Source organism: Mycobacterium sp. ZZG, from assembly GCF_054786995.1.
On sequence record NZ_JBTBFV010000002.1, the window covers coordinates 108,817 to 130,885 of the forward strand.

Consider the following 22,069-nt stretch of genomic DNA (forward strand, 5'->3'; position numbering starts at 1 on the left):
CCACTAAACGATTCCGCCCGAGGATAGACTGCGCGAGTTCCTTGCTGGGCGGGTCGGGCACCTCGATAGGGGATTGACATTTGAACACGAGCGGGCGCTTTGTGCCGGTCCGCGCGGCGCTCCTGGCTCTGGTCGCCCTGCTGACCCTCGCCACCGTTCCCGCCCACGCCGCACCGCCGGTGGCCCTCGGTGGCGGCTCCGGGCTCGTCGTCGACGGCGAGACGCTGTGCACGCTGACCGCCATCGGCACCGACAGCCAGGGCAGCCTGATCGGGTTCACCTCGGCGCACTGCGGCGGCCCGGGCGCCGTCGTCGCCGCGGAGGCCGATCAGGACGCGGGCCCCGTCGGGACGATGGTCGCGGGCAACGACATCCTCGACTACGCCGTCATCAAGTTCGACCCGGCCAAGGTCACACCCGTCAACACGGTCAACGGCTTCCGCATCGACGGCCTGGCGCCAGATCCCCGCTTCGGCGACGTGGCCTGCAAACTCGGTCGCACCACCGGATATTCGTGCGGAGTCACCTGGGGCCCCGGAGAACAGCCGGGGACCATCGTCAACCAGGTGTGCGGGCAGCCGGGTGACTCCGGCGCACCCGTCACCGTCAACAACCGGCTCGTCGGCATGATCCACGGCGCGTTCTCCGAGGACCTGCCGACGTGCGTGATCAAGTTCATCCCGCTGCACACCCCGGCGGTGACCATGTCGTTCAACACGCAGCTGGCCGACATCACCGCCAAGGGCCGGCCCGGCAGCGGTTTCGTACCCGTCGGGGCGGGTTAGCCCCGGCCTACTTGCTCGCCCGGATCGCCTCGAACACGCTCGGATCCACCAGCGTCGAGGTGTCGCCGAGCTCGCGGCCCTCGGCGACGTCACGCAGCAGGCGCCGCATGATCTTGCCGCTGCGGGTCTTGGGCAGCTCCGGCACGACGTGGATCTCTCGCGGTTTCGCTATCGGGGAGATCTCCCGGGCCACCTCGGCGCGCAGCTCGTCGATCATGTCCTCCTGCCCGCCGTGCGCGCTGGACTTGAGGATGACGAACGCGCAGATGGCCTGGCCGGTGTGCTCGTCGGTGGCGCCGACGACCGCCGCCTCGGCCACTCCCGAGTGCCCGACGAGCGCGGATTCCACCTCGGCGGTGGAGATCCGGTGCCCGGAGATGTTCATGACGTCGTCGATGCGGCCCAGCACCCAGATCTCGCCGTCGCTGCCGTACCGGGCGCCGTCGCCGGCGAAGTACCAGCCCTGCTCGGCGAAGCGAGACCAGTAGGTCTCCTTGAACCGCTCCTCATCGCCCCAGATGCCGCGCAGCATCGCCGGCCACGGCTTGTCGAGCACCAGGTAGCCGGTGACGTGCTCGCCGAAGTCAGCGGACGGCTCGAGCTCGTTGCCGTCATCGTCGACGATCTTGGCCGAGATGCCGGGCAGCGCGCGCATCGCCGATCCCGGCTTGCACGCCGTCACGCCGGGCAGCGGCGAGATCATGATCGCGCCGGTCTCGGTCTGCCACCAGGTGTCCACGACCGGGGTCTTGTCCCCGCCGAACGCCATCCGGTACCAGCGCCACGCCTCCGGGTTGATCGGCTCGCCGACTGACCCGAGCAGACGCAGACTCGACAGGTCGTGCTCGGCGGGCAGCTGACGGCCCCACTTCATGAACGTGCGGACCAGCGTCGGAGCGGTGTAATAGATGGTGACGCCGTACTTTTCGATGACCTGGTAGTGGCGATGCTCATCGGGCGAGGCCGGGGTGCCCTCGTAGACCACCTGAGTGGCGCCGTTGGCCAGCGGGCCGTACACGATGTAGGTGTGCCCGGTGACCCAGCCGATGTCGGCGGTGCACCAGTACACGTCGCTCTCGGGTTTGAGATCGAACACGTTGAAGTGCGTGTAGGCGGCCTGGGTGAGGTAGCCCCCCGAGGTGTGCATGATGCCCTTGGGCTTGCCGGTGGTGCCCGAGGTGTACAGCAGGAACAGCGGTTGCTCGGAGTCGAAAGCCTCAGGCGTGTGCTCGGTCGAGGCCTTCGGGACGACCTCGTCCCACCACAGGTCGCGGCCCTCGGTCCACGGGGTGTCGATGCCGGTGCGGCGCACCACCACGACGTGCTCGACCGGGCTGTCGTCACCGAGCCCGTCGATGGCCTCGTCGACACCCTCCTTCAGCGAAACCGCCTTCCCGCGGCGATATTGTCCGTCGGTCGTGATGACCAGCTTGGCCTGCGCATCATCGATGCGGGCCTTGAGGGCGCTGGCGGAGAAGCCCGCGAAGACCACGCTGTGCATCGCGCCCAGACGCGCGCACGCCAGCATCGCGATGATCGCCTCCGGCACCATCGGCATGTAGATGGCAACGCGGTCGCCGGCCCGCAGGCCGAGTTCGGCGAACGCGTTCGCGGCCTGGCACACCTCGTCCTTGAGCTGTGCGTAGGTGATGTCGCGGGCGTCGCCGACCGGCTCGCCCTCCCAGTGGATCGCGACGCGGTCGCCGTTGCCGGCCTCGACGTGGCGGTCGACGCAGTTGTAGGCGACGTTGAGCTTGCCGCCGACGAACCACTTCGCGAACGGCGCGTCCGACCAGTCCAGCACCTCGGTGAACGGGGTCTCCCAACTCAGCCGGTCGGCCTGCTTCGCCCAGAACGCCAAGCGGTCGGCCTCGGCCTCCTCGTAGAGCGCCTCGGTGGCGTTGGCGTTCGCGGCGAACTCAGGAGCCGGGGGGTAGGACGCAATCGCGTCCACATGCGTCTCGGTCATGTGTGTGAGGGTAGTCACCCAACGTTGCAAAGAGGTTGGCAACTCACTTCTGCGGCTGTGGGCGGCGCTTTCGCCGCGACGAGCGTCACGGCGCACGCGGTCACTGGTCGACTACCGTGTCCACGCGTGACCCCTGGTGCCCTTCGATGAGCCCGACCGCCGGCGATCCGTTGGCGCCGCTGACGACGTTACCCGGGGTCGCGCAGGCCGGCGACGAGGCCCGGGAAGCGCTGGGCAGGGCTCACCGGCACCGTACGAACCTGCGCGGCTGGCCCAAGAACGCCGCCGAGGCGTCCCTGCGGGCCGCGCGCGCGTCGTCCGTGCTCGACGGCGGGCCACTGCAGTTCGCGCCGGACGGAGACCGCGACCCGGTGCTCGCCGGCGCGCTACGGGTCGCCGAGGCGCTCGAAGGCGGTGAGGGGGCACTGGTCGGAGTGTGGCGGCGCGCCCCGCTGCAGGCCATCGCCAGACTGCACGCGTTGGCCGCGGCCGACCTGGTCGGCGACGAGGCGCTGGGCCGCCCGCGGGAAGGGGTGGGGCGCCGGCTGGAGCTGCTCGCCGACCTCGCCACCGGCGGAACCCGGGTGCCTGCGACCGTGCTGGCCGCGGTCGCGCACGGGGAACTGCTGACGCTGGAACCGTTCGGCACCGCCGACGGTGTGGTCGCCCGGGCGGTCTCGCGGCTCATCACGATCGCCACCGGTCTGGACCCGCACGGGCTCGGTGTGCCCGAGGTGCACTGGATGCGGCGATCCGGTGACTACCGCGCTGCGGCACGGGGATTCGCCTCCGGAACGCCGGATGGTCTGGCGGCATGGCTGGTGCTCAGCAGCGAGGCGCTGCACGCGGGCGCGCGCGAAGCGCTCTCGATCGCGCAGGCCGCGACGTCCTGACCCCGCCGTCCGCACCCTCCAGCAACACGAAGCGGGCGGTGCTCCGATCGGTCTTGCGACCGAGTCGGCTCACCGCCCGCTAGCACGGGTCACCGGTTACCAAGCGTGCAATATCGGGTTGCGTGGGTGGCCTCGGCGTAATTGCGCTCCGCTACGGCTGCAGCCCAACCCAAAGGGCTGCAATGGCCGTCAGATCTTCGCAATCACGCAGGCCCGCAACGCCTTCACCTCTCCCGCGGTGCGTGCGCCGCGTGGGTTCCGGGACCCGTGCTAGGAGCCGAGATCGGGAGATCGAGCCTTCTCTTCCGGCTCGGCCTTGGCCTCACCCGGCTGCCTTGCGTTCCTTTGTACTCCGTGACCACGGTCACATCAAGTGCCAATCAGGGTGCGAACCCGGATCGTTACTCTCCCGGTCCAGCAACCGGTGTGTCGGTGCAGGTGGCTTGCCTCAGAACGCGAATCGGCGCAACAGCGAGTACGTCAGGGCGCCCGCAGCCAGTGCGCTCACCCCTACCGCGGCGGTGGTCGCGACGGCCGCCCCGGACGGCGCGGGGATCCGGTCGCGCAGCGACACCGGTTTGGAGAACGTGCGCACCGGCCACCCACGGGCGGCCGCTTCTTTGCGCAGCGCCCGGTCGGGGTTCACCACGGTCGGATGCCCGACCAGTTCGAGCATCGGCAGATCGGTGATCGAATCCGAGTAGGCGTAGCAATGCTCGAGCGCGTAACCCTCTCGATCGGCGAGGGCGCGGATGGCCTCGACCTTGCCCTCGCCGTAGCAGTAGAAGGCGATGTCGCCGGTGTACTTGCCCTCGTCGACCACCATCCGCGTGGCCATCGCGTGGGTGGCGCCCAGCGCACGGGCGATGGGTGCCACGATCTCCTCGCCGGACGCGGAAACCACCACCACGTCGCGGCCGCACAGCTTGTGGTCGGCAATCAGCTCGGCGGCCTCAGCGAACACCAACGGGGTGACGATCTCGTGCAGCGTCTCGCCGACGATGGCTTTCACCTGCTCGACATCCCACCCCGCGCACATGTTGGCGATGTAGGAGCGCATCCGGTCCATCTGGTCGTGGTCGGCCCCTGACATAAGGAATAGGAATTGCGCATACGACGACTTCAGCACGGTGCGCCGATTGATTAGCCCTTGGCTGAAGAACGGTTTGCTGAAAGCCAAAGTGCTCGATTTCGCAATGACGGTTTTGTCGAGATCGAAGAAGGCCGCTGTGCGAACGGGGGTCTCCGACGGAGACGGCGCTGTCGGTGCCTGGCTACCCTCGGTCGCCGGCTCGGGTGACGTCACATGGTCAGCATAGGCGTGGGCTGTGTGACAGATCGCGGCAGATCGTACAAATTGGCAGATCACGACACCTGTCTGCGACTGCATCTTTCCTGGTCTCTGCCCGGGTTGTTGCCATTTCGATACTTGCGCCGGCCCTGTCCGGCGTGTGTATAGTTGTCATTACTCGGCTTATGCCGGGTGTGCATCAGCCCGACCCCCCGGGGCTGATACACGACGACCTCCGCCTCCTCCCCCCCTGGCGGGGGTCGTCCCTTTTGTGGGGGCTATTGGCAAAGTCGTGGCGGCTTTCGCAAAGCGGATAGAAAATGTCCCGAAAACGACGTTGCGGAATGCTGTTTTCGCTGCGCACGGACGTGCTGTCCGCCGGTTATCCACAGTCTCGCGTCGATCCACAGATCGTAGCCAGGACCCTCCAGAGCCCTGGCCTGCGGTGCGGAACCGGTCGAGGCTGGGGTCATGTCCGCCTCCGACGCCATCCTGGTTCTGGTCGACGACCCGCTGCTGGGCACCGATGTCGACCGGATCGTCGCCGCCGCAGGCATGCAGGTCGTGCGCGCGGCGGATCCGTCCAGTCATCGGGTGTGGTCCGGGGCGGCGGCGGTGCTGCTCGACGCCGCGGCCGCCCGCCGGTGTGCCGCGCGTAATCTGCCCCGACGTCCCAGAGTGCTTCTGATCAGCGGCGCAGCAGCGCCCGAGCGCAGTGACTGGGAGGCTGCGGTGGCTGTCGGTGTGCAACGCGTTGTGACGTTGCCCGCAGATGATCGCGCGCTGATGGCCGTGCTGGCCGACGCCGCCGACGCCGCACGGCACACCGGCGCGCGAGGACCGGTGGTGGCCGTGCTGGCCGGCCGCGGTGGGGGAGGCGCGTCGGTGTTCGCGACCGCGCTGGCGAAGATCGGCGCGAAATCCCTTTTGATCGACGGGGATCCGTGGGGCGGTGGGCTCGATCTGGTCCTGGGCAGTGAGACCGAACCCGGTTTGCGGTGGCCCGATCTTTCACCGGCAGGTGGGCGGATCGCCTTCTCCGCCCTCCGCGATGCGCTCCCGTCGCGGCACGGCGTGAGCATCCTCTCTGCCAGTCGGGTGTTGTCTGGTGACGCTGTCAGCAACGACATCGATGCCGCGCCGCTGGAAGCCGTGGTCGAGGCCGGCAGCCGCGCCGGTCTGACCGTCGTCTGCGACGTGGCGCGGCGGCCCGGCCCGGCGAGCGACACGGCCGTGTCGGCGGCGGATCTGGTGGTGTTGGTCACGCCTGCCGATGTCCGTTCGTGCGCCGCGGCCGCTGTGACCGCGATGTGGGCGACGGCCATCAACCCCAATGCCGGCGTCGTCGTGCGCGGCCCGTCCCCGGGCGGCCTGCGCCCGCTGGATGTCGCGCGCATCGTCGGTCTGCCCGTGCTCGCGGCGATGCGACCGCAGCCCGGTGTCGAAAGTTCGCTCGAGCGAGGCGGGTTGCGTGTGCGGACCCGTTCACCACTGGCCCGCGCGGCCCGCGAGGTGTTAGCCGTACTCGGCCAGAATCCGCAACTCGGGCCGGCCGTCGAGGCCGCCGCATGAGCGCCCCGCTGATCGACCGGGTGCGGGAGCGGCTGGCCGCGCAGTCGTCCCCGCTTCGGCCCAGCGTGGTCGCCGCCGCGATCCGCGCCGAGTCCGGCGGTGTCCTCGGCGACGCCGAAGTGCTGACCAACCTTCGCCAACTTCAGACCGAACTGCTCGGCGCGGGCATCCTCGATCCGCTGCTGTCGGCACCCGGCGTCACGGATGTGCTCGTGACCGCACCCGACGCGGTGTGGGTCGACGATGGCACCGGCTTACGACGGACCGATCTGCGGTTCGCCGACGACGCGGCGGTGCGCCGGCTCGCGCAGCGGCTGGCGCTGGCGGCCGGCCGCCGACTCGACGAAGCCCAACCGTGGGTGGACGGGAATCTGAGCGGACTGGGCGCCGCACAGCCGGGGGCCGCGCTCAACGTCCGGCTGCACGCGGTCTTGCCGCCGGTCGCCGCCGGCGGCACCTGCCTGTCACTGCGCGTGCTGCGGCCGGCCAATCAGAACCTCGACGCGCTGGCCGCCGCGGGCGCGGTCGGCCCAGAGGCGGCCGAGCTGCTGCGCGGCGTGATCGGCGCGCGGCTGGCGTTCGTGATCTCCGGCGGTACGGGTGCCGGCAAGACCACCTTGCTCGCGGCGCTGCTCGCCGCGGTACCGGGCCGGGAGCGCATCGTCTGCGTCGAGGACGCCGCCGAGCTCGCGCCCGCGCACCCCCATCTGGTCAAACTGGTGGCGCGGTGCGCGAACGTCGAGGGCGCCGGTGAGGTCACCGTGCGTGACCTCGTCCGGCAGGCGTTGCGGATGCGACCCGACCGCATCGTCGTCGGCGAGGTACGTGGAGCCGAAGTGGTGGACCTGCTGACGGCCCTGAACACCGGCCATGACGGCGGCGCCGGGACCGTACACGCGAACAATCCCGCCGAGGTGCCGGCCCGGTTCGAGGCTCTGGCGGCCCTCGGCGGTCTGGACCGCGCCGCGCTGCACAGCCAGCTCGCCGCGTGTGCGTTATCTGTAACGGGAACTGTGAAACCGTTCGCTGCCGCTGGTAGGCACGTAAGTTACATGTGTACTACCGACCGGGTAGGTCTGCTAATCCGTACGCATGTGTAGGACGTGTGTCAGGGGTCTGACTTGGATCCCCGCGTGACAGATCTGTTGTCCAATGGGCGGTCGACAGAAGTCAGGCGCCACTGAAGTGAACGCTCCTGCGTAGCGCTCATGGCGACCGCCCATGATCTCCAGATCGATCCGGGGCATCGTCGATCGGTATTGGTGAGCTAGTGGTTCAGTGAAGATTCGATGAAGAACGCGGCGTTTCGATTCATCGCCTGGGTGGCATCGGCATGATCGAGTCATGACCGAAACGCCCGAATCCCGGACTGAACCGACCGCGGTGGCCACCGAGCAGGGGCGCGGGGAGCTGTCGCCTGGATCGGACCGTCCCAACAGGCTCACCCAGAGCGCGGCATGGGTGGGCATCGTTGCTGGTGTCGTGTTCATCGTCGCGGTGATCTTCTTCTCCGGGTTCTTCGTCGGAAAGCAGTACGGCGGCGGTTACCGCGACGGGCGCGGAATGTCTTACCCCGGCGGGATGATGGGGCCCGGCGGGATGATGGGGCCCGGCGGGATGATGGGGCCCGGCGGGATGATGGGCCCCGGAGGACCCGGCGGGATGATGGGCCCCGGAGGACCCGGCGGGATGATGGGCCCTGGATCGTGGGGACCGGGCGGGATGATGGGGCCTGGATCGTGGGGACCCGGGATGATGGGCCCCGGTCAGCAGCCATCGCCGACCACAACTCCGGCCGTCCCAACCACGCCTCAGCGGTAGCCCTTTCACCCCGCGGGTTGGGCTGCACCAAGCCCCTACCGCTGTGCTGCGACAGGGTGGTGGAGCCACCTCGTTAGGGCATCGGCGGCGTGCTTCTTGCTATGCGCGTCCGAAGAGTGGTTCGCCGTCGTTGCCAGAGTAGGAAGATGAACCGGTCCAGGTCGGCGCGCAGTTCATCGGCGGTGCAGCCGGGATGACCGACGTAGTGGGTCAGTGATGCGTCGAGGCGCCCGGTGTCGGAGGCGAGCCAGTCGTTGACGAACTGCAGCAGCTCGGTCAATTCGACGGCATCGGCGATATCCAAGCGGCATAAACACGCCTCCGGATCGGGGTTGCCGTCGACGACAATCGGATTAGCCGGCCTGACGAGTGCAGGTCGGCCTTTGATTGCGGGTGTTCTCCAACAGCGTGGCCGGTGGCCTACCGCCCCAGCAGCACGCACTTGTCATCGTTCGCGCGGCGAACGCGGCCGGGGGAGGGTTAGGTGTGGTCGAGTGCGTCGATGACGGCTTGCAGTTTGGTGGTGACCTGTTCGGCGACCTGTGCTACTCCGGGTGCGTCGCTGAGGTCGGCCATCAGCGCGGGATTGATGGCATCGACGATGACGGTGTCGTTGCCGTGGGTGGTGTCGGCGCGCACGACGACGTTGCAGGGCAGCAGCAGCCCGATCTCGGGGTCGCTGAGCACGGCTTGATGCGCCAGGGGCGGGTTGCAGGCTCCCAGGATCAGATAGTCGGCCATGTCGACGTCGAGTTTGGCCTTCATGGTGGCTTTCACGTCGATCTCGGTGAGCACCCCGAACCCGTGGTCGGCCAGGGCTTTTCGGGTTCGCGTGACCGCGTCGTCGAAGGAGGTGTGCAGTGTGGTTGATAGTGCCAGTTTGGTCATCGTTGTCTCTTTCCTGCTCAGCGGTGTGCGGCGTTTCCGATCTGTGCTGTCGCGCGGCGGGTGCTCACCCGCCGGCCGTGTGGTTGCGGGATCCCGGCTAGGGGTTGGGTGCGCCCGGCGCGGACGCCGTTGGCGATGACGACGATTTCGGCGAGTTCGTGCACGAGCACCACGGCGGCCAGGCCGAGGACACCGAGTAGGGCCAGGGGCAGCAGGATGGTGATGATCGCCAACGATAGGCCGATGTTTTGCAGCATGATGCGCCGGGATCGGCGGGCGTGGGACAGCACTTGGGGCAGGTGGCGCAGGTCTTGGCCCATCAGGGCGACGTCGGCGGTTTCGATGGCGACGTCGGTGCCCATGGCGCCCATCGCGATGCCCAGGTCGGCGGTGGCCAGGGCGGGGGCGTCGTTGACGCCGTCACCGACCATCGCGGTGGGCCGCCGGGAGCGCAGTTCCTCGATGATGCGGGCCTTGTCCTCGGGCCGCAGGTCAGCGTGCACGTCGTCGATGCCGGCGTCGGCGGCCAGCGCCCGGGCGGTGCGCTCGTTGTCCCCGGTCAGCATCGCCACCTGGTAGCCGTGGGCGCGCAGCCCACCGATCACCTCGGGGGCTTCGGGTCGCAGTTCGTCGCGCACCGCCACCGCACCCAACACGGCGCCGTCGCGTTCGACGAGCACCGCGGTCGCCCCGGCGCGCTGCATCCGGTCGATGACCTCGGCCAGCGGGCCAGGTTGGATCCAGCCGGGACGCCCGAGCCGGACCAGACTCCCGTCCAGCCACCCGGACAGCCCGGCACCGGGTACCGATTCAACATCGCGGGCCGGAGTGAGCTGATCGGTGGCGGCGAGGATGGCCGCGGCCAGCGGGTGTTCACTGCGGGCCTCCAGCGCGGCGGCCACCGCCATCACCTCGCCGCCCGAAACCCCGTCGGCGGGTACCACGGTGATGACGGTGGGCTGGTTGCGGGTCAGCGTGCCGGTCTTGTCCAGGGCGATCCCACGGATGCGGCCCAATGCCTCCAGCGCGGCACCGCCTTTGATGAGGACACCCATCTTGCTCGCGGCGCCGATCGCGGCGACCACGGTGACCGGCACCGCGATCGCCAGCGCGCACGGTGAGGCCGCGACCAGCACCACCAGCGCCCGTTCGATCCACACCCGCGGATCCCCGACCACGCTGCCCGCCACGGCGATGATCGCCGCGGCGACCATGACGGCCGGCACCAGCGGGCTGGCGACCCGGTCGGCCAGGCGTTGGCTGGAACCCTTGCGAGCCTGCTCGGCCTCCACAATCGCCACGATCCGGGCCAGCGAGTTGTCGGTGGCGGTGGCGGTGATCTGCACGTCGAGCACCCCGGTGCCGTTGATCGAGCCGGCGAACACCGCATCACCGGGGCCGGCTTCGATCGGCACCGACTCCCCAGTGATCGCCGAGGTGTCCAGCGCGCTGCGGCCCGCGGTGATGACCCCGTCGGTGGCGATGCGCTCCCCGGGTTTGACCACCATCACCTCGCCCACGGCGAGTTCGGTGGGGGCGACCCGGTATTCGCGCCCACCGCGGCGCACCGTGGCGACGGCAGGGACCAGCGACAGCAGCGCCCGCAAGCCCCGGCGGGTGCGGGTGATCGAGTACTCCTCGAGGCCTTCGCTGATCGCGAACAAGAACGCCAGCATCGCGGCCTCGCCGACCTCACCGAGGGACACCGCACCGACAGCGGCGATCGTCATCAGCGTGCCGACACCGATCTTGCCCGCCACCAACCGCTTCAACGTGGACGGGACGAAGGTCACACCGGCGATCACCAGTGCCGCGGCCTCCGCCACCAGCGTCACCGGCCCGGGTCCGCCAGCCCAGCCCACGATCAGACCCGCCAGCAGCAGCACCCCGGCCAGCGCGGCAGCCCGGATCTCGCTGACCTGCCACAGTTTCTCCGGGCCCCGCTCGCGCTCATCGCGCTCGGCACCGGGGTCGTCGTGGCCGCAGCAGGTGTCACTCACAGGCAGACCCCGATGCGCTGCCTGTGCCGTAATTGGGGCACAACGCGACCGCGTTGCCGGTGGCCGCCAGCAGTGTTTCGGCCGCCGCCAACAGATCGAGCAGTTCCGGGCGGGTCAACGAATAGAACACCTGCCGTCCCTGCGGACGGCCCGCCACCAGACCGCACTCGCGCAGACACCCCACATGCGCCGACACCGTCGACTGGGCCAACCCCAACTCCGCAACCAGGTCGGCCACCCGGGCCTCCCTGTGAGCCAACCGGCCCACGATCGCCAACCGGGTGCCATCAGAGAGGCCACGGAACAACGCCACCGCCGCATCCACACCCGACGCCGGTCCGGCCAGACAACCCGCACTATCCATCGTCATTGGACGATAATACTGTGTTTTAGCTGGTAATACCGAAAGACACCGATCATTGAGGACCATCGGCCCTACCTGGCATCGGCACTGCGCGAGCAGGCTGGCCTGAGCAGCCCCCGGTGCGGGGCTTGGTATTTCAGGCGAAAGGGACACGACCATGATGTATGACGGCTGGGGCTGGGGCGGCATGGGCTCCGGTGGCTGGATCCTGATGACCGTGCTGATGGTGCTGTTCTGGGCGGCGGTGATCACCGCCGTGGTCCTGGCCATCCGCTACCTGACCGGTCCGCGGCACACCGGCGCGCACCCGCCCGGACCGGGGCCGGCACGCGCGGAAGGGCTGCTCGCCGAACGCTTCGCCCGCGGCGAGATCGACGAAGACGAATATCAGCGGCGTATGACCCTGCTGCGTGAACACCGTTGACCGCGATGCGCTCCCACCGTCTCTGGCTGATCTTGGCCATCGCGATCGCATCGGTGATCCTCGGGGTCACCACCACCGCGATCTGGCACCCCGGCGGGCCGTTCGGCCGCCAAACACCGGTCGCCAACGCCCCCTACCCGAACGCCCCAGGCGCCTGGGGTCCGGGCTCGATGGGCCCGGGCATGATGGGCCCCTGGCGGTACCCGGCCGCCCCGCCGCCGTCCTGTTCCGCGCCCGCCCTACCCGGTGCGGTGGTCGACGTCACCCTCGCCGACATGGGAGCGATGATGGGCCCCGGCGGCATGATGGGCCCGGGCATGATGAGCCGCGGCGGCATGATGGGCCCCGGCATGATGGGGCCGGGCTGGAACGGCCCGAATGGCCCGGGGCAAACCGGCTACCGATGGCCGGGCATGGGGATGATGCGCATCGTCGTCACCCCGGCCTCCGTTCCGGCGGGACCGGTGTCGTTTCGGGTACTCAACACCGGCGGGTTGAGCCACGAGCTCGTCGTGCTGCCCCTGGCACAGGGCCAGTACCCCGGATGGCGTGTCACCGGTCCCGACGGCAAGGTCGACGAGGCCGGCAGCCTAGGTGAGGCCTCCCGCACCTGCGGCGCCGACAAAGGTGACGAACAGTCACCCCAATACGGCATCGGCCCTGGCGGCACCGGCTGGACCACCATCACCCTGACCCCGGGACGCTACGAGCTGATCTGCAACATCGCCGGCCACTACTGGGCCGGGATGTATGCCGAACTCGACGTCACCAGCCCACCCAAATAAGCGAGACGAACCATGTTCACCAGACGTGCAACGATCACCACCGCGACCATCCTCGCGCTAGCCGGATCGGTCGCAATCGGGCTCAGCGGCGGCGAGACGACCACCCTCGCACAACCCCCAGGCGGGGTTTCATCGACCAGCGGGCCCGCACTGCCGGTCCAGGGCCCATGGGACCAGTGCTGGGGACCCAACGGCTGGGACCCCAATTGCTGGGGACCCGGACCATGGGGTCCCGGCGGATACGGACCGGGCATGACGGGCCCCGGCGGATACGGCGGACCGGGCATGATGGGTCCCGGCGGATACGGACCGGGCACGATGGACCCGGGACAGTGGGGGCCAGGCATGATGGGCCCGGGACAGTGGGGTCCTGGACAGTACGGACCGGGCATGATGGGCCCCGGGCCGTGGGATTACTAACAGCGCTGCCGTCGCACCACCGAAGCCGCTGTGATCGCCGAGAGTTCGGTGACGTCAAGCCCAGGCGCATCCGCGGTCGGCGCGAGGAATCCGGCGAGAATGCGGACGGCGTCGAGCGACACGCACTCACCGGTTGACCAATCACACCTGTCTCACCTGTCACACTCACACACGTGTTCGATGCCTGCGCGGCCCTGACTTCGGCGCCCGGCAGCGTCGCAGGGTCGGTTCGCTCGGGGCGGCTCACTGCAGCGGATTCGACACCGCCGCACCACCTAAAACCAGTCGAAATGGCCGTGTTTGCACAGCATTTCACCTCTTACACATGTATACTACGAAGGTGCCTGACCAGCAGAAATCGTCCACGCGACACACGGCGCGCCTCCGTGACGATGTAGGAATAGACGTGCAATATTTCAGCCATGGACCTACAGGAGTTGGTCGAGCGGCTGATGAAGCAGCATCGCTCCGCCTTCGCCCGGCTGCTCGGGGAGATCGAAGCGGCCTACGACGAAGTGGTGGCCCTGCACGCGCGGCGGTTTCCCGACCCGCGTCAGATCCCCGGGGGCATGCTCTGCGGGGACGTGCGGGCGACCGTGCTGGCGATGAACGGTATGGATGCGCTGACCCGTACCGGCGAGTCGACGCGAGAGGTGCCCACGAGCGCGTCCTGCGGCCCGGATTCCACGTTGCGGATGACCTCGGGGTCCAATACGTCGGTACGGCTTGGCGATTCGAATATGGCCATGGCCAGGGTGCGCAAGCTGGCACCCGACGTGGTGGACGGTCTGGCGCTGTTTCTGCCGCAGGCCACACCTGCGGCGAAGCCGGGGGTGCAGTTGTTCCTCGACGACGGTGCCGCCGAACCGGTGATGGGGCCGCCGGGCTTGGAGCAGGAATACGAGTTGATCGTCTACTGGTGGCCGACACCGGACAAGGCGTCGGTGGCGGGTGCGATCCTGGCCGCGGTGGCCGACTTGAACACCAACGACGAGCGGATCCTGGTGTTCACCGCGTTGCCGCCGGCGATCCGGCCCAAGACGGCGGCCGAGGAGCAGCAGGCAGTCACCGATTACCAGCCCGACGGGGACTTCAACGAGATTTTCGGCAAGAAGTCCACCGACACTGGGGATCCGGGCGCGTAAATGAGTGCGGGGTACCGGCCGGGGTTTACCGGGGACGAGGTGGTCGGTGATGACGGTCGAGGTGTTCGGCGCACGGGTCCGCCAGGCCCGGGTGCTGCGGCAGATGACCGCCACGGCGGTGATGGAGCACATGGGGTGGCGTTCCCCGCGCCAGACGCGTCTGGAGCAGGCCGAGACCGCCACCTTGGACGCCCTCGAGTTCGAGGCGCTGGTCGCGTTGTTGCGTTTCCCGGCACGGTTTTTCACCACTGCACCGGTGTCACGGGTCGCAGCGCGGGATCTGCTGTTCCGGGCGCCCAAGGCTACGACGGTCACCGAGAAGGAGTATTTGGCGGTGTTCGCCAACGTGGTCGGTGATCTGGTCGATCAGCTCAACGGCGTGGAGAAGGGGCCCGTGGTGGCGCTGGAGCCGTTGCCGGTGGGCACCGATGTGGTCACCGCGGCGGCCAAGGCCAGGGCGTGGCTGGGCCGCGAGGCGTGCGAGCCGATCCGCTATCTGACCTATGACTTGGAAGCGGCCGGGGTTCCGGTGGTGTTGCGCACCAAGCATTCTCGCTCCACGGGTCGCATCGACTGGGACACCCAAGACGAGGAACCCGCCGGTGGGTTGACCGAGAAGCATCTGGGCTGCTCGGCGCGGACCGGGGAGTTCCGGCAACGCCCACTGGTGTTGATGCGCAGTATCGACTCCTGGGAACGCAGCCGCTGGACGGTCGCCCACGAGATCGGCCATCTGGTGTTGCACCGCCATGGCGAGGTCAGCGATGACCAGGAGAACGAGGCGTCGCGGTTCGCGTCGGAGTTCTTGGCGCCGGCGGCGGCGATCGCGGCCGAGATCACCGATGCCCCGACCCTGAATCATCTGATGCCGGTGAAGTTGAAGTGGGGAATTTCGTTGGGCGCGTTGATCATGCATCTGCGCGAATCCAAGCTGATCGATGAGCACCGCGCGGCGATGCTGCAGCGCCAGCTCTACACCCGGATCAACTCCGAGACCGGGCGCACCTGGGGAAAGACCGAACCTGGGTGGGACGCCCGCCTGCCCGAGCAGCCGCGGCTGCTGATCAAGTGGGTCGAGGCCTGCTACGGCGCGACGTCGGTGGAGATGCTGGCTGCATTGGATTTGATCTTCCCGGCCGATCTGCTGGCCGACATCCTAGCCGGACAGCGCGGGGCGAGCGCGCCGCGGCCGGCGCGGGTCGATGTTGCGCTGGCCCCGGTGGGCGGCACCGACCGTGGTGACACGGTGGTGGTGGCGGCCTCGGAGCGGTTCCGGTCGCGCCGGCAAGCCTGAACGGATTCGTGGGACATCGGCGATGGCACGCACGCAACGCATCGCCCTGGCCGAGGACACCGATACGTTCACCGTGGTGGGTCCGGATTTTCTGCCGATCGACCCGGCCGAGGAGTTCCTGCAGTTTCTGCGCGACGACGAGGCCTCCCCTAACACGGTGAAGGCCTACGCCGCGGGGCTGGCGGCCTGGTGGACGGTGCTGGAGCACACCGGTACCGACTGGCGTGAGATCAGCACCAGCCTGTTCGGGCAGTTTCTGGCCTATCTGCGCACCGGGGACCTGCCGGGCACCGCCCGCATCGGCGCCCCCGAGGGCTGGCTCGGCGCGGCCAGCACCGCGTTGCGGGCCGCGGCGGTGCTGGCCTGCTACCGCTACCACGCCGACGCCCACGGGCTCGTCGGCCCGTATCAGCGGCTGCACACCAGCCGCGGCAAACGTGGCCGGTCACGTTACATCCCGATGCTGGCCGGGGTCGGTGCGGCGCGGCCGGCCAAGGACCGCCCCACTTACACGGTGCGCCGCGGCAATCGCGCCGCCACCCCGGTGCTGCTGCCCGCCCAGGTCGGGCTCATTCTCGATGGCTGCGCCACCCAAACCGGCCATGAGTGGTCCGGGCCGGCATCGGGGCTGCGCGACCGTTTGTTGTTCGCGGTGCTGGCCGAAACGGGGATGCGGTTGGGGGAGGCATTATCGTTGCGGCACCACGATTTCCACATCGGCGCTGGCGGCACCCCGTGGATCGATATCGCCGCGCGCCAAGACCACCCCCGCGGAGCGCGCGGCAAGACGCTCTCCCCGCGGCGGGTCTATATCGGTGACGACCTGGAGGCGCTGTATTCCTCCTACGTGTGGCATCTGATCGATCACGGCGCGGATCTGGCAGTGCCGGACCTGACCACTCATTTCGTGTTCGTCAACCTGACCGCGGGGACACCGTTCGCGCCGACGCGTCCTGAAACCGTCTACGCCAAAGTCGATTCGGTCACCAGCCGCGCCGCCGGGGCGCTGCCACAGGGGTGGTCTCCGCACTGGCTGCGCCACACCCACGCCACCGCGCTGCTGCTCTCCGGCGCGGCCCCACACGTGGTGATGCGCCGCCTGGGCCACGCCGACATCCAAACCACCCTCTCCACCTACGGGTGGGTCACCGAGGACGCCGAGATGCGCACCCTGGCCCAATGGCGCAACTACGTGGCCGGCTGGAAAGGACTCACACCGTGACCACACCGATGGACCCACCGCCGCCCCGGGGCGCGGCCTCATCCCCGGTCGCGGTCAGTTCCTGGCAGTCCCAATGGGCCCGAGTGCCCGGGCAGTGGCGTAAGCCCGTCTATCCGATCGACACCGCACCCTTCCAGGAGGTGTTCCTGCGCAACCAGTTCTACCTGCGGGGCAACCGCGCCGGGGCCGCCCACGACTTCACCCCCGCCGCACCACCGCGATTCGCCGAGGAAATCGCTTGGTGGGTGTGGTGGTGCTGGGATCAGCAGCTGCGCAAGATCGAGCCGTCGCTGCTGGCGTGGCTGGTGCGCACCCTGCCCGCGGCCATCTCCGAGCACACCACCCGCACCGGCGCTGCGCCCACTAGTATCGCCGAGCTCGATCCCACCGAGCTGATCCGCCAGGCCGCGTTGAGCTTTCAGCGCCGCAACAACCGGCTGCCCTCACCCGGATCGCGGCGCAACATCAGCCACCTCATCGAACACCTGCACTTGAACGTGTCGGTATCGTGCACCGACACCCCGTGGTGGGCCCACGACATCTGGGATCTGCGCGCCGATCCCCGCATCCCGCAACGCCCGCACGAACCCTGCCACGACCAGACGGTGCGGCTGCGCGGGATCACCCCAGACTGGCTGCGCGAAGGCCTGCGGTTCTGGCTGCGCAGCGCCCTGACCTACGACCTGCTCACCTGGTCCTCGGTCGTTGACCGGGCCCGCAACCTCGGCTCGCAGCTGGGCCACTTCGCCACCACCGCAGGTCATCTGCAAGACCCCTTGATCAGCACCGACCCCGACCAGCTGCGCACGGTGTTCCTCGACTACCTCGACTACCTGCGCTCACCGCAGGCCGCCACCCATTCCGAGCGGCTCACCTCCGACACGGTCGCTAGCCTGCAAGCCCAAACCCAGTCGTTCTACACGTTCATGCACGACCACGCCGCCGAGGCAGCGACGGCCACCGCCACGGCACGCTGGCGCGACATCACCCTGACCCACACGGCGTTATGGTCGCCCATCAACGCCCCCAAACACCGCCGCCGCGCACGCGAACTCACCTGGCATTCCACCGCCGACCTGCAACGCATGCTCGCCTACCTCGACGTTTTGGCCGCAGAACCCAAACAGAAAGTGGTGCTCACCGGCCCCGACGGGGACCTCTCGGTCCTCGCAGGCCTCGGTGACCCCCAAGCCGCCCGGATCTGGCTGCTGCAAGCACTCACCGGCAGGCGGGCCTCGGAGATCTTGATGCTCGATTACGACCCGCTCGAGGCGATCCCGGGCCAGGACCGGCCCGTCGGCACCGAACCCGACAACGGGGCGTTCGTGGCGCGGCTGCGCTATCAACAGACCAAAGTCGACGGGATCGTCCCCACCATCCTGGTCGAGCAAGCCATCGTCGACATCATCGGTGAGCAACAACGATGGCTCACCACCAAATACCCTCAGCTGCAATCCAAATACCTGTTTCTCGGGCTGAAGAATCAGCACCGCGGGCAACGGCCCCGCTCCTACACCACCTACCGGGCCATGCTCGACAAACTCGACAAGTGCCACACCCTCACCGACAGCGCCGGGCGGGCACTGCGATTCACCCAAACTCACAGGCTGCGTCACACCCGGGCCACCGAACTGCTCAACGATGGCGTTCCGTTCCACGTCGTGCAGCGCTACCTCGGCCACAAAAGCCCCGAAATGACCGCCCGCTACGCCGCCACGCTGGCCGCGACCGCCGAAGCGGAATTCCTCAAACACAAGAAGATCGGGGCACACGGTGCCGACATCGACATCACCCCGCACGACATCTACGAGATGACCCAGCTGGCCGCCCGCACCGACCGCGTCCTGCCCAACGGGGTCTGTCTGTTGCCCCCGCTCAAACAATGCGACAAAGGCAACGCCTGCCTGGGCTGCGGGCACTTCGCCACCGACACCACACACCTGGACGAACTGCGCGCCCAGCTCGCCGCGACCGAGGCGCTCATCGCGACACGGCGCGACCAATACCGGCAACGCGCCGGCCGCGAACTTGGTGACGACAACATCTGGATCATCGAACGACACCGCGAAATCGACTCGCTGCATGCCATCATCGACCGCCTCGCCGCCACCGCCGACAACTCCGTCGCCGGCCCAGGCACAGGCAAACGACTGCCGCTGCTGCAGATCCAAACCCGCGGAGCCCACCAATCCGCCCTCGACAAGGCCAGCCGACCCCGCACCGGTGAGCAATGACCACACCGCGCTCCACCGACGCGATCGTCGCCCACGCCAAGAAGCGCTACGCCGCCACCGAAAACAAGATCGCCAAAGCGATCAAGGACATGCGCCGAAAAGGGCTCACGATCAACCCGCAAACCGTCGCCAAACACGCACGGGTTTCCCGCAAAAGCGTCTACAACCACAGCAACCTGCTCGACCAGATCCACGCCGAATCAGCCAAACCCACCCTCAACCCGGCACCCACGACACCCCAGCCCGACACCGAATCCAGCATCGTCACCGCCTTGCGCGAACAACTCCGCACCCAAAAGCAGCGCTACCAGACAGAGATCGCCGAACTCAAAGCCGAGAACAAAACCCTCGAACAAGCCCTCGCCACCGCACACGGCGAACTGCACCGCCTCCGCAACACAGCAACACCCACCGCGAGCCAACGTCGGTGACACCGTTACAGATAACAGTGTCCCCTACGAGAAAACCCCATCTAAAACCCACGTGGGTGACAGTCCTACACACCCCACAACCCGTTACAGATAAGCTATCCGGGTGGTGCTGCACGTGGCGCGTGATCGCACCGGGCGCCGGCGCCTGGCCGAGGTGGGGGTGCTGCGGCGCCGAGACGACGGGATCGTCGAGGTCCTCACCGGCTGGCACGCCGACACGGGTTTCGGTCCGGCCGCCGACACGCTGCATGACCTCGTGCAGGGGGGGAGCAGGACATGACCGTCGCCGCGCTGACCCTGGCTGCGGCGGTGTTGTTGGTGCCGGTCCGCTCGCGCCGGCGCGCGGTGCTGTTCCCGGCGCCGCAGACCCGCCGGCTGCGTGTCCCGGCGCCGGTATGCGCGTTGGGGGTGTGCGTCGCCGTGGCGGTGTCGTCGACGCCCGCCGCCGCGGTGTCCCTCGGCCTGCTGGCCGCGACACCGCTGGCGCGCAACCGGGCCGTCGCACGGCGGCGGGATCGCGCGGCGGAAGCGGCGGCGCTGCAGGCCGCCCTCGACGTGCTCCTCGGCGAGCTGCGGGTCGGTGCCCACCCGGTCGCGGCGATGCGCGCCGCGGCGCAGGAGTCCACCGGCCGGACGGCGACGTCGCTCGGCGCGGTCGCGGCCCGAGCCCTGCTCGGGGCGGACGTCGCCGAAGGTCTGCGCGCCGAGGGCCGCCGGTCCCTGCTGCCGGGGTACTGGGAACGGCTCGGGGTGTGTTGGCGTCTTGCGCAGGCGCAGGGATTGGCGGTGGCCAGCCTGATTCAGGCCGCGCAGTGCGATGTCGTCGAGCGTGAACGCTTCCGCGGCCGTGTCGAAGCCGGTCTGGCCGGTGCGCGCGCCACCGCGGCGATCCTGGCCGGGCTGCCGGTGCTCGGCGTGTTGCTCGGGCATGCGGTAGGCGCAGATCCGTTGAGCTTCCTGTTGTCCGGCGCGGGCGGATGGCTGCTGGTGATCGGGACGACGTTCGTCTGCGCCGGACTGCTGTGGTCCGACCGCATCATGGCCGGCGTCATGACATGACCTGGCCCGCACTGTTTCTGGCGCTCGCTGTACTGACGTTGCCCCCCGCCTCGGAGGCCAGGGTCCGCCGGGGCCGGCAACCGGCGCGGCCCGTGCGCGGACGGCCGGGGCCCGATGACGTCCTCGCCGTCGCAGCCACGCTGGACGTGCTTGCGGCGTGCCTGCGTTCCGGCATGGCGGTGTCGGCCGCGGCGTCCGCGGTGGCCGAGTCCGCACCGCGGGGATTGGCTGCGCTGTTGCGGCGGGCGGCCGATCTGACGGCGCTGGGCGCCGACCCTGCGCACGCGTGGTCGAGTCCCGACGCGGCCCCCGGCCACGCCCTGAATGCGGTGCTGCGGATGGCCCGCCGCTCCGCCACGTCGGGCGCGGCGCTGGCCCGCGGCGTCGAGGATCTGGCCGTCCAGCTCCGGGCCGAAGCCGCGGACGCAGCCGGTGCGAAGGCCGAACGCGCCTCGGTGCTGATGGCGGGGCCGCTCGGGCTGTGTTATCTGCCGGCGTTCCTGTGCCTGGGCATCGTGCCGGTCGTCGCCGGCTTGGCCGGAGACGTCCTGCAGTCGGGAGTGCTGTGAACACCAGAGAAAAAGGGGAAAAGCATGTGGAAAGACCGTATCCGCGACATTCGCACCAGGATGCTCGTGCTGGCTGTCGCCGACGACGGCATGTCCACCGTCGAATACGCCATCGGCACCATCGCCGCGGCGGCGTTCGGCGCGATCCTGTACACCGTGGTCACCGGGGATTCGATCGTGTCCGCGCTGACCAACATCATCAGCCGGGCGCTGAACACCAACATCTGAGCGGTGAATCCGGAATCGCCACCGCCGAAGCCGCTTTCGCGATCGCCGCGCTGGTGGCCGTGCTCGTCGTCTGCGTCGCGGGGCTCACCGCGGTGTCGCTACAGGTGCGCTGCATCGATGCCGCCCGTGAGGCGGCCCGGCTGGCGGCGCGCGGGGATCACGCGTCGGCCACCCACGCGGCGCGGCAGATCGCGCCGCCCGACGCGGTCGTCGCGGTGCGCCGCGACGGTGATTTCGTCGTCGCCCGGGTCACCGCGGGATCGGCGGTACTGCCCGGCATCGTCATCGCGGCCGAAGGGATGTCGGTGGCCGAGCCCGGCCAGCGATGAGGACGGCGCCGCCACCGTCACCGCGGCGCTGATGGTGCTGGTCCTGCTGACCCTCACCTGGGGCGGGCTGGCGATCGGGTCGGCGGTGACGGCCCGCCATCGAGCGCAAGCCGCCGCCGACCTTGCCGCGCTCAGCGCCGCGTCTCGGACCGCGGCGGGGCAGGCCGCGGCATGCGGGGTCGCCGAGCACGTGGCCCGGTCCTTGGGCGCGACGCTGACCGGCTGCGCGTTCGACGACCTTGACGTCGTGGTTCGTACCGGCGTCCCGGTGCGCACCGGCGGATTCGTCCTGGGTCCGGCGTCGGCGATGGCCCGGGCCGGTCCCGTCGCCGGCTGATCGGGGAGC

25 protein-coding genes are annotated in these 22,069 nt (G+C 69.1%); 19 read left to right on the top strand and 6 right to left on the bottom strand.

Annotated features, from left to right (window positions below):
- The first annotated feature begins 80 nt into the window (after nucleotides 1–80).
- Nucleotides 81–785 carry a S1 family peptidase gene (locus tag ACXMYJ_RS02030; RefSeq protein WP_443187217.1) on the top strand — a complete coding sequence of 235 codons (705 nt, stop codon included), beginning with the start codon at nucleotides 81–83 and terminating at the stop codon, nucleotides 783–785.
- Between the two features lie 7 nt (nucleotides 786–792).
- Here the strand turns inward: ACXMYJ_RS02030 and acs are convergent, their stop codons facing one another.
- Nucleotides 793–2,754, bottom strand: a complete 1,962-nt coding sequence (acs, locus tag ACXMYJ_RS02035) for an acetate--CoA ligase (RefSeq protein ID WP_460353639.1) — start codon at nucleotides 2,752–2,754, stop codon at nucleotides 793–795.
- Between the two features lie 146 nt (nucleotides 2,755–2,900).
- Here acs and ACXMYJ_RS02040 point away from each other — a divergent pair, with 146 nt between their 5' ends.
- Nucleotides 2,901–3,647, top strand: a complete 747-nt coding sequence (locus ACXMYJ_RS02040) for a Fic family protein (RefSeq protein WP_460353642.1) — start codon at nucleotides 2,901–2,903, stop codon at nucleotides 3,645–3,647.
- Nucleotides 3,648–4,095: 448 nt separating this feature from the next.
- Here ACXMYJ_RS02040 and ACXMYJ_RS02045 read toward each other — a convergent pair whose 3' ends face one another.
- Nucleotides 4,096–4,953 carry an HAD-IB family hydrolase gene (locus tag ACXMYJ_RS02045; protein WP_460353644.1) on the bottom strand — a complete coding sequence of 286 codons (858 nt, stop codon included), beginning with the start codon at nucleotides 4,951–4,953 and terminating at the stop codon, nucleotides 4,096–4,098.
- A gap of 456 nt (nucleotides 4,954–5,409) precedes the next feature.
- Between ACXMYJ_RS02045 and ssd the strand changes: the two genes are divergently transcribed.
- The 3 genes from ssd (at nucleotide 5,410) to ACXMYJ_RS02060 (ending at nucleotide 8,331) form a co-directional block, all read left to right on the top strand.
- Entirely contained in the window at nucleotides 5,410–6,510 is a 1,101-nt protein-coding gene (ssd, locus tag ACXMYJ_RS02050; protein ID WP_460353647.1) for a septum site-determining protein Ssd, read from the top strand.
- On the top strand, nucleotides 6,507–7,610 hold the full coding sequence (locus tag ACXMYJ_RS02055; protein ID WP_460353650.1) for a TadA family conjugal transfer-associated ATPase: 1,104 nt from the start codon (nucleotides 6,507–6,509) through the stop codon (nucleotides 7,608–7,610). The genes ssd and ACXMYJ_RS02055 overlap by 4 nt, the downstream gene beginning before the upstream one ends.
- Nucleotides 7,611–7,854: 244 nt before the next feature.
- On the top strand, nucleotides 7,855–8,331 hold the full coding sequence (locus tag ACXMYJ_RS02060) for a hypothetical protein (RefSeq protein WP_011777812.1): 477 nt from the start codon (nucleotides 7,855–7,857) through the stop codon (nucleotides 8,329–8,331).
- Nucleotides 8,332–8,404: 73 nt separating this feature from the next.
- Here the strand turns inward: ACXMYJ_RS02060 and ACXMYJ_RS02065 are convergent, their stop codons facing one another.
- The 4 genes from ACXMYJ_RS02065 to ACXMYJ_RS02080 form a co-directional block, all read right to left on the bottom strand.
- The gene (locus tag ACXMYJ_RS02065) at nucleotides 8,405–8,635 is read right to left on the bottom strand and encodes a hypothetical protein (protein WP_233209490.1); all 231 of its coding nucleotides are present in this window, start codon (nucleotides 8,633–8,635) and stop codon (nucleotides 8,405–8,407) included.
- A 176-nt stretch (nucleotides 8,636–8,811) separates the two neighbouring features.
- Nucleotides 8,812–9,219 carry a DUF302 domain-containing protein gene (locus ACXMYJ_RS02070; protein WP_011777814.1) on the bottom strand — a complete coding sequence of 136 codons (408 nt, stop codon included), beginning with the start codon at nucleotides 9,217–9,219 and terminating at the stop codon, nucleotides 8,812–8,814.
- Nucleotides 9,220–9,236: 17 nt separating this feature from the next.
- Nucleotides 9,237–11,219, bottom strand: a complete 1,983-nt coding sequence (locus tag ACXMYJ_RS02075) for a heavy metal translocating P-type ATPase (RefSeq protein WP_011777815.1) — start codon at nucleotides 11,217–11,219, stop codon at nucleotides 9,237–9,239.
- Nucleotides 11,212–11,589, bottom strand: a complete 378-nt coding sequence (locus ACXMYJ_RS02080) for an ArsR/SmtB family transcription factor (RefSeq protein ID WP_011782545.1) — start codon at nucleotides 11,587–11,589, stop codon at nucleotides 11,212–11,214. Before ACXMYJ_RS02080 ends, ACXMYJ_RS02075 begins: the two co-directional genes overlap by 8 nt.
- A 154-nt stretch (nucleotides 11,590–11,743) precedes the next feature.
- Between ACXMYJ_RS02080 and ACXMYJ_RS02085 the strand changes: the two genes are divergently transcribed.
- The 14 genes from ACXMYJ_RS02085 to ACXMYJ_RS02150 all read left to right on the top strand — a co-directional run bounded on the left by ACXMYJ_RS02085 (nucleotide 11,744) and on the right by ACXMYJ_RS02150 (nucleotide 22,060).
- Nucleotides 11,744–12,007 (top strand): SHOCT domain-containing protein, encoded by a 264-nt coding sequence (locus ACXMYJ_RS02085; protein ID WP_011777817.1) that lies wholly within the window; start codon nucleotides 11,744–11,746, stop codon nucleotides 12,005–12,007.
- Between the two features lie 5 nt (nucleotides 12,008–12,012).
- The gene (locus ACXMYJ_RS02090) at nucleotides 12,013–12,792 is read left to right on the top strand and encodes a hypothetical protein (RefSeq protein ID WP_011777818.1); all 780 of its coding nucleotides are present in this window, start codon (nucleotides 12,013–12,015) and stop codon (nucleotides 12,790–12,792) included.
- A 12-nt stretch (nucleotides 12,793–12,804) separates the two neighbouring features.
- Nucleotides 12,805–13,212, top strand: coding sequence for a hypothetical protein (locus ACXMYJ_RS02095; RefSeq protein ID WP_011777819.1), 408 nt, complete (start codon nucleotides 12,805–12,807; stop codon nucleotides 13,210–13,212).
- A gap of 422 nt (nucleotides 13,213–13,634) precedes the next feature.
- Nucleotides 13,635–14,357: a hypothetical protein gene (locus tag ACXMYJ_RS02100; protein ID WP_011777820.1), complete on the top strand. Its 723-nt coding sequence runs from the start codon at nucleotides 13,635–13,637 to the stop codon at nucleotides 14,355–14,357.
- A 46-nt stretch (nucleotides 14,358–14,403) separates the two neighbouring features.
- Nucleotides 14,404–15,651 (top strand): ImmA/IrrE family metallo-endopeptidase, encoded by a 1,248-nt coding sequence (locus ACXMYJ_RS02105; RefSeq protein ID WP_308212981.1) that lies wholly within the window; start codon nucleotides 14,404–14,406, stop codon nucleotides 15,649–15,651.
- A 22-nt stretch (nucleotides 15,652–15,673) separates the two neighbouring features.
- Nucleotides 15,674–16,873: a tyrosine-type recombinase/integrase gene (locus tag ACXMYJ_RS02110; RefSeq protein WP_460353657.1), complete on the top strand. Its 1,200-nt coding sequence runs from the start codon at nucleotides 15,674–15,676 to the stop codon at nucleotides 16,871–16,873.
- Nucleotides 16,874–16,881: 8 nt separating this feature from the next.
- A complete protein-coding gene (locus ACXMYJ_RS02115) occupies nucleotides 16,882–19,107 on the top strand; it encodes a tyrosine-type recombinase/integrase (protein WP_011777823.1) in 2,226 nt (741 codons plus the stop codon).
- Nucleotides 19,104–19,538: a DUF6262 family protein gene (locus tag ACXMYJ_RS02120; protein ID WP_011782546.1), complete on the top strand. Its 435-nt coding sequence runs from the start codon at nucleotides 19,104–19,106 to the stop codon at nucleotides 19,536–19,538. The genes ACXMYJ_RS02115 and ACXMYJ_RS02120 overlap by 4 nt, the downstream gene beginning before the upstream one ends.
- Nucleotides 19,539–19,641: 103 nt before the next feature.
- Complete coding sequence (locus tag ACXMYJ_RS02125) at nucleotides 19,642–19,818, top strand: conjugal transfer protein TrbB (RefSeq protein ID WP_460353660.1); 177 nt, start codon at nucleotides 19,642–19,644, stop codon at nucleotides 19,816–19,818.
- The gene (locus ACXMYJ_RS02130; protein ID WP_460353663.1) at nucleotides 19,815–20,597 is read left to right on the top strand and encodes a type II secretion system F family protein; all 783 of its coding nucleotides are present in this window, start codon (nucleotides 19,815–19,817) and stop codon (nucleotides 20,595–20,597) included. The genes ACXMYJ_RS02125 and ACXMYJ_RS02130 overlap by 4 nt, the downstream gene beginning before the upstream one ends.
- Nucleotides 20,594–21,166: a type II secretion system F family protein gene (locus ACXMYJ_RS02135; RefSeq protein WP_460353665.1), complete on the top strand. Its 573-nt coding sequence runs from the start codon at nucleotides 20,594–20,596 to the stop codon at nucleotides 21,164–21,166. Before ACXMYJ_RS02130 ends, ACXMYJ_RS02135 begins: the two co-directional genes overlap by 4 nt.
- A gap of 24 nt (nucleotides 21,167–21,190) precedes the next feature.
- Nucleotides 21,191–21,394 (top strand): DUF4244 domain-containing protein, encoded by a 204-nt coding sequence (locus tag ACXMYJ_RS02140; protein ID WP_443187210.1) that lies wholly within the window; start codon nucleotides 21,191–21,193, stop codon nucleotides 21,392–21,394.
- A 14-nt stretch (nucleotides 21,395–21,408) separates the two neighbouring features.
- Nucleotides 21,409–21,723, top strand: a complete 315-nt coding sequence (locus ACXMYJ_RS02145) for a TadE family type IV pilus minor pilin (RefSeq protein ID WP_460353795.1) — start codon at nucleotides 21,409–21,411, stop codon at nucleotides 21,721–21,723.
- The gene (locus ACXMYJ_RS02150; protein ID WP_396884655.1) at nucleotides 21,623–22,060 is read left to right on the top strand and encodes an Rv3654c family TadE-like protein; all 438 of its coding nucleotides are present in this window, start codon (nucleotides 21,623–21,625) and stop codon (nucleotides 22,058–22,060) included. The genes ACXMYJ_RS02145 and ACXMYJ_RS02150 overlap by 101 nt, the downstream gene beginning before the upstream one ends.
- Nucleotides 22,061–22,069 lie beyond the last annotated feature (9 nt).

Bases quoted from the DNA above. Each gene is read 5' to 3' on its own strand.
- ACXMYJ_RS02080 (WP_011782545.1), bottom strand. From the start codon at position 11,589: ATGACGATGGATAGTGCGGGTTGTCTGGCCGGACCGGCGTCGGGTGTG.
- ACXMYJ_RS02120 (WP_011782546.1), top strand. From the start codon at position 19,104: ATGACCACACCGCGCTCCACCGACGCGATCGTCGCCCACGCCAAGAAG.
- ACXMYJ_RS02100 (WP_011777820.1), top strand. From the start codon at position 13,635: ATGGACCTACAGGAGTTGGTCGAGCGGCTGATGAAGCAGCATCGCTCC.
- ACXMYJ_RS02095 (WP_011777819.1), top strand. From the start codon at position 12,805: ATGTTCACCAGACGTGCAACGATCACCACCGCGACCATCCTCGCGCTA.
- acs (WP_460353639.1), bottom strand. From the start codon at position 2,754: ATGACCGAGACGCATGTGGACGCGATTGCGTCCTACCCCCCGGCTCCT.
- ACXMYJ_RS02140 (WP_443187210.1), top strand. From the start codon at position 21,191: ATGTGGAAAGACCGTATCCGCGACATTCGCACCAGGATGCTCGTGCTG.
- ACXMYJ_RS02060 (WP_011777812.1), top strand. From the start codon at position 7,855: ATGACCGAAACGCCCGAATCCCGGACTGAACCGACCGCGGTGGCCACC.
- ACXMYJ_RS02090 (WP_011777818.1), top strand. From the start codon at position 12,013: ATGCGCTCCCACCGTCTCTGGCTGATCTTGGCCATCGCGATCGCATCG.
- ACXMYJ_RS02085 (WP_011777817.1), top strand. From the start codon at position 11,744: ATGTATGACGGCTGGGGCTGGGGCGGCATGGGCTCCGGTGGCTGGATC.
- ACXMYJ_RS02055 (WP_460353650.1), top strand. From the start codon at position 6,507: ATGAGCGCCCCGCTGATCGACCGGGTGCGGGAGCGGCTGGCCGCGCAG.
- ACXMYJ_RS02135 (WP_460353665.1), top strand. From the start codon at position 20,594: ATGACCTGGCCCGCACTGTTTCTGGCGCTCGCTGTACTGACGTTGCCC.
- ACXMYJ_RS02040 (WP_460353642.1), top strand. From the start codon at position 2,901: ATGAGCCCGACCGCCGGCGATCCGTTGGCGCCGCTGACGACGTTACCC.
- ACXMYJ_RS02130 (WP_460353663.1), top strand. From the start codon at position 19,815: ATGACCGTCGCCGCGCTGACCCTGGCTGCGGCGGTGTTGTTGGTGCCG.
- ACXMYJ_RS02110 (WP_460353657.1), top strand. From the start codon at position 15,674: ATGGCACGCACGCAACGCATCGCCCTGGCCGAGGACACCGATACGTTC.
- ACXMYJ_RS02070 (WP_011777814.1), bottom strand. From the start codon at position 9,219: ATGACCAAACTGGCACTATCAACCACACTGCACACCTCCTTCGACGAC.
- ssd (WP_460353647.1), top strand. From the start codon at position 5,410: ATGTCCGCCTCCGACGCCATCCTGGTTCTGGTCGACGACCCGCTGCTG.
- ACXMYJ_RS02115 (WP_011777823.1), top strand. From the start codon at position 16,882: ATGGACCCACCGCCGCCCCGGGGCGCGGCCTCATCCCCGGTCGCGGTC.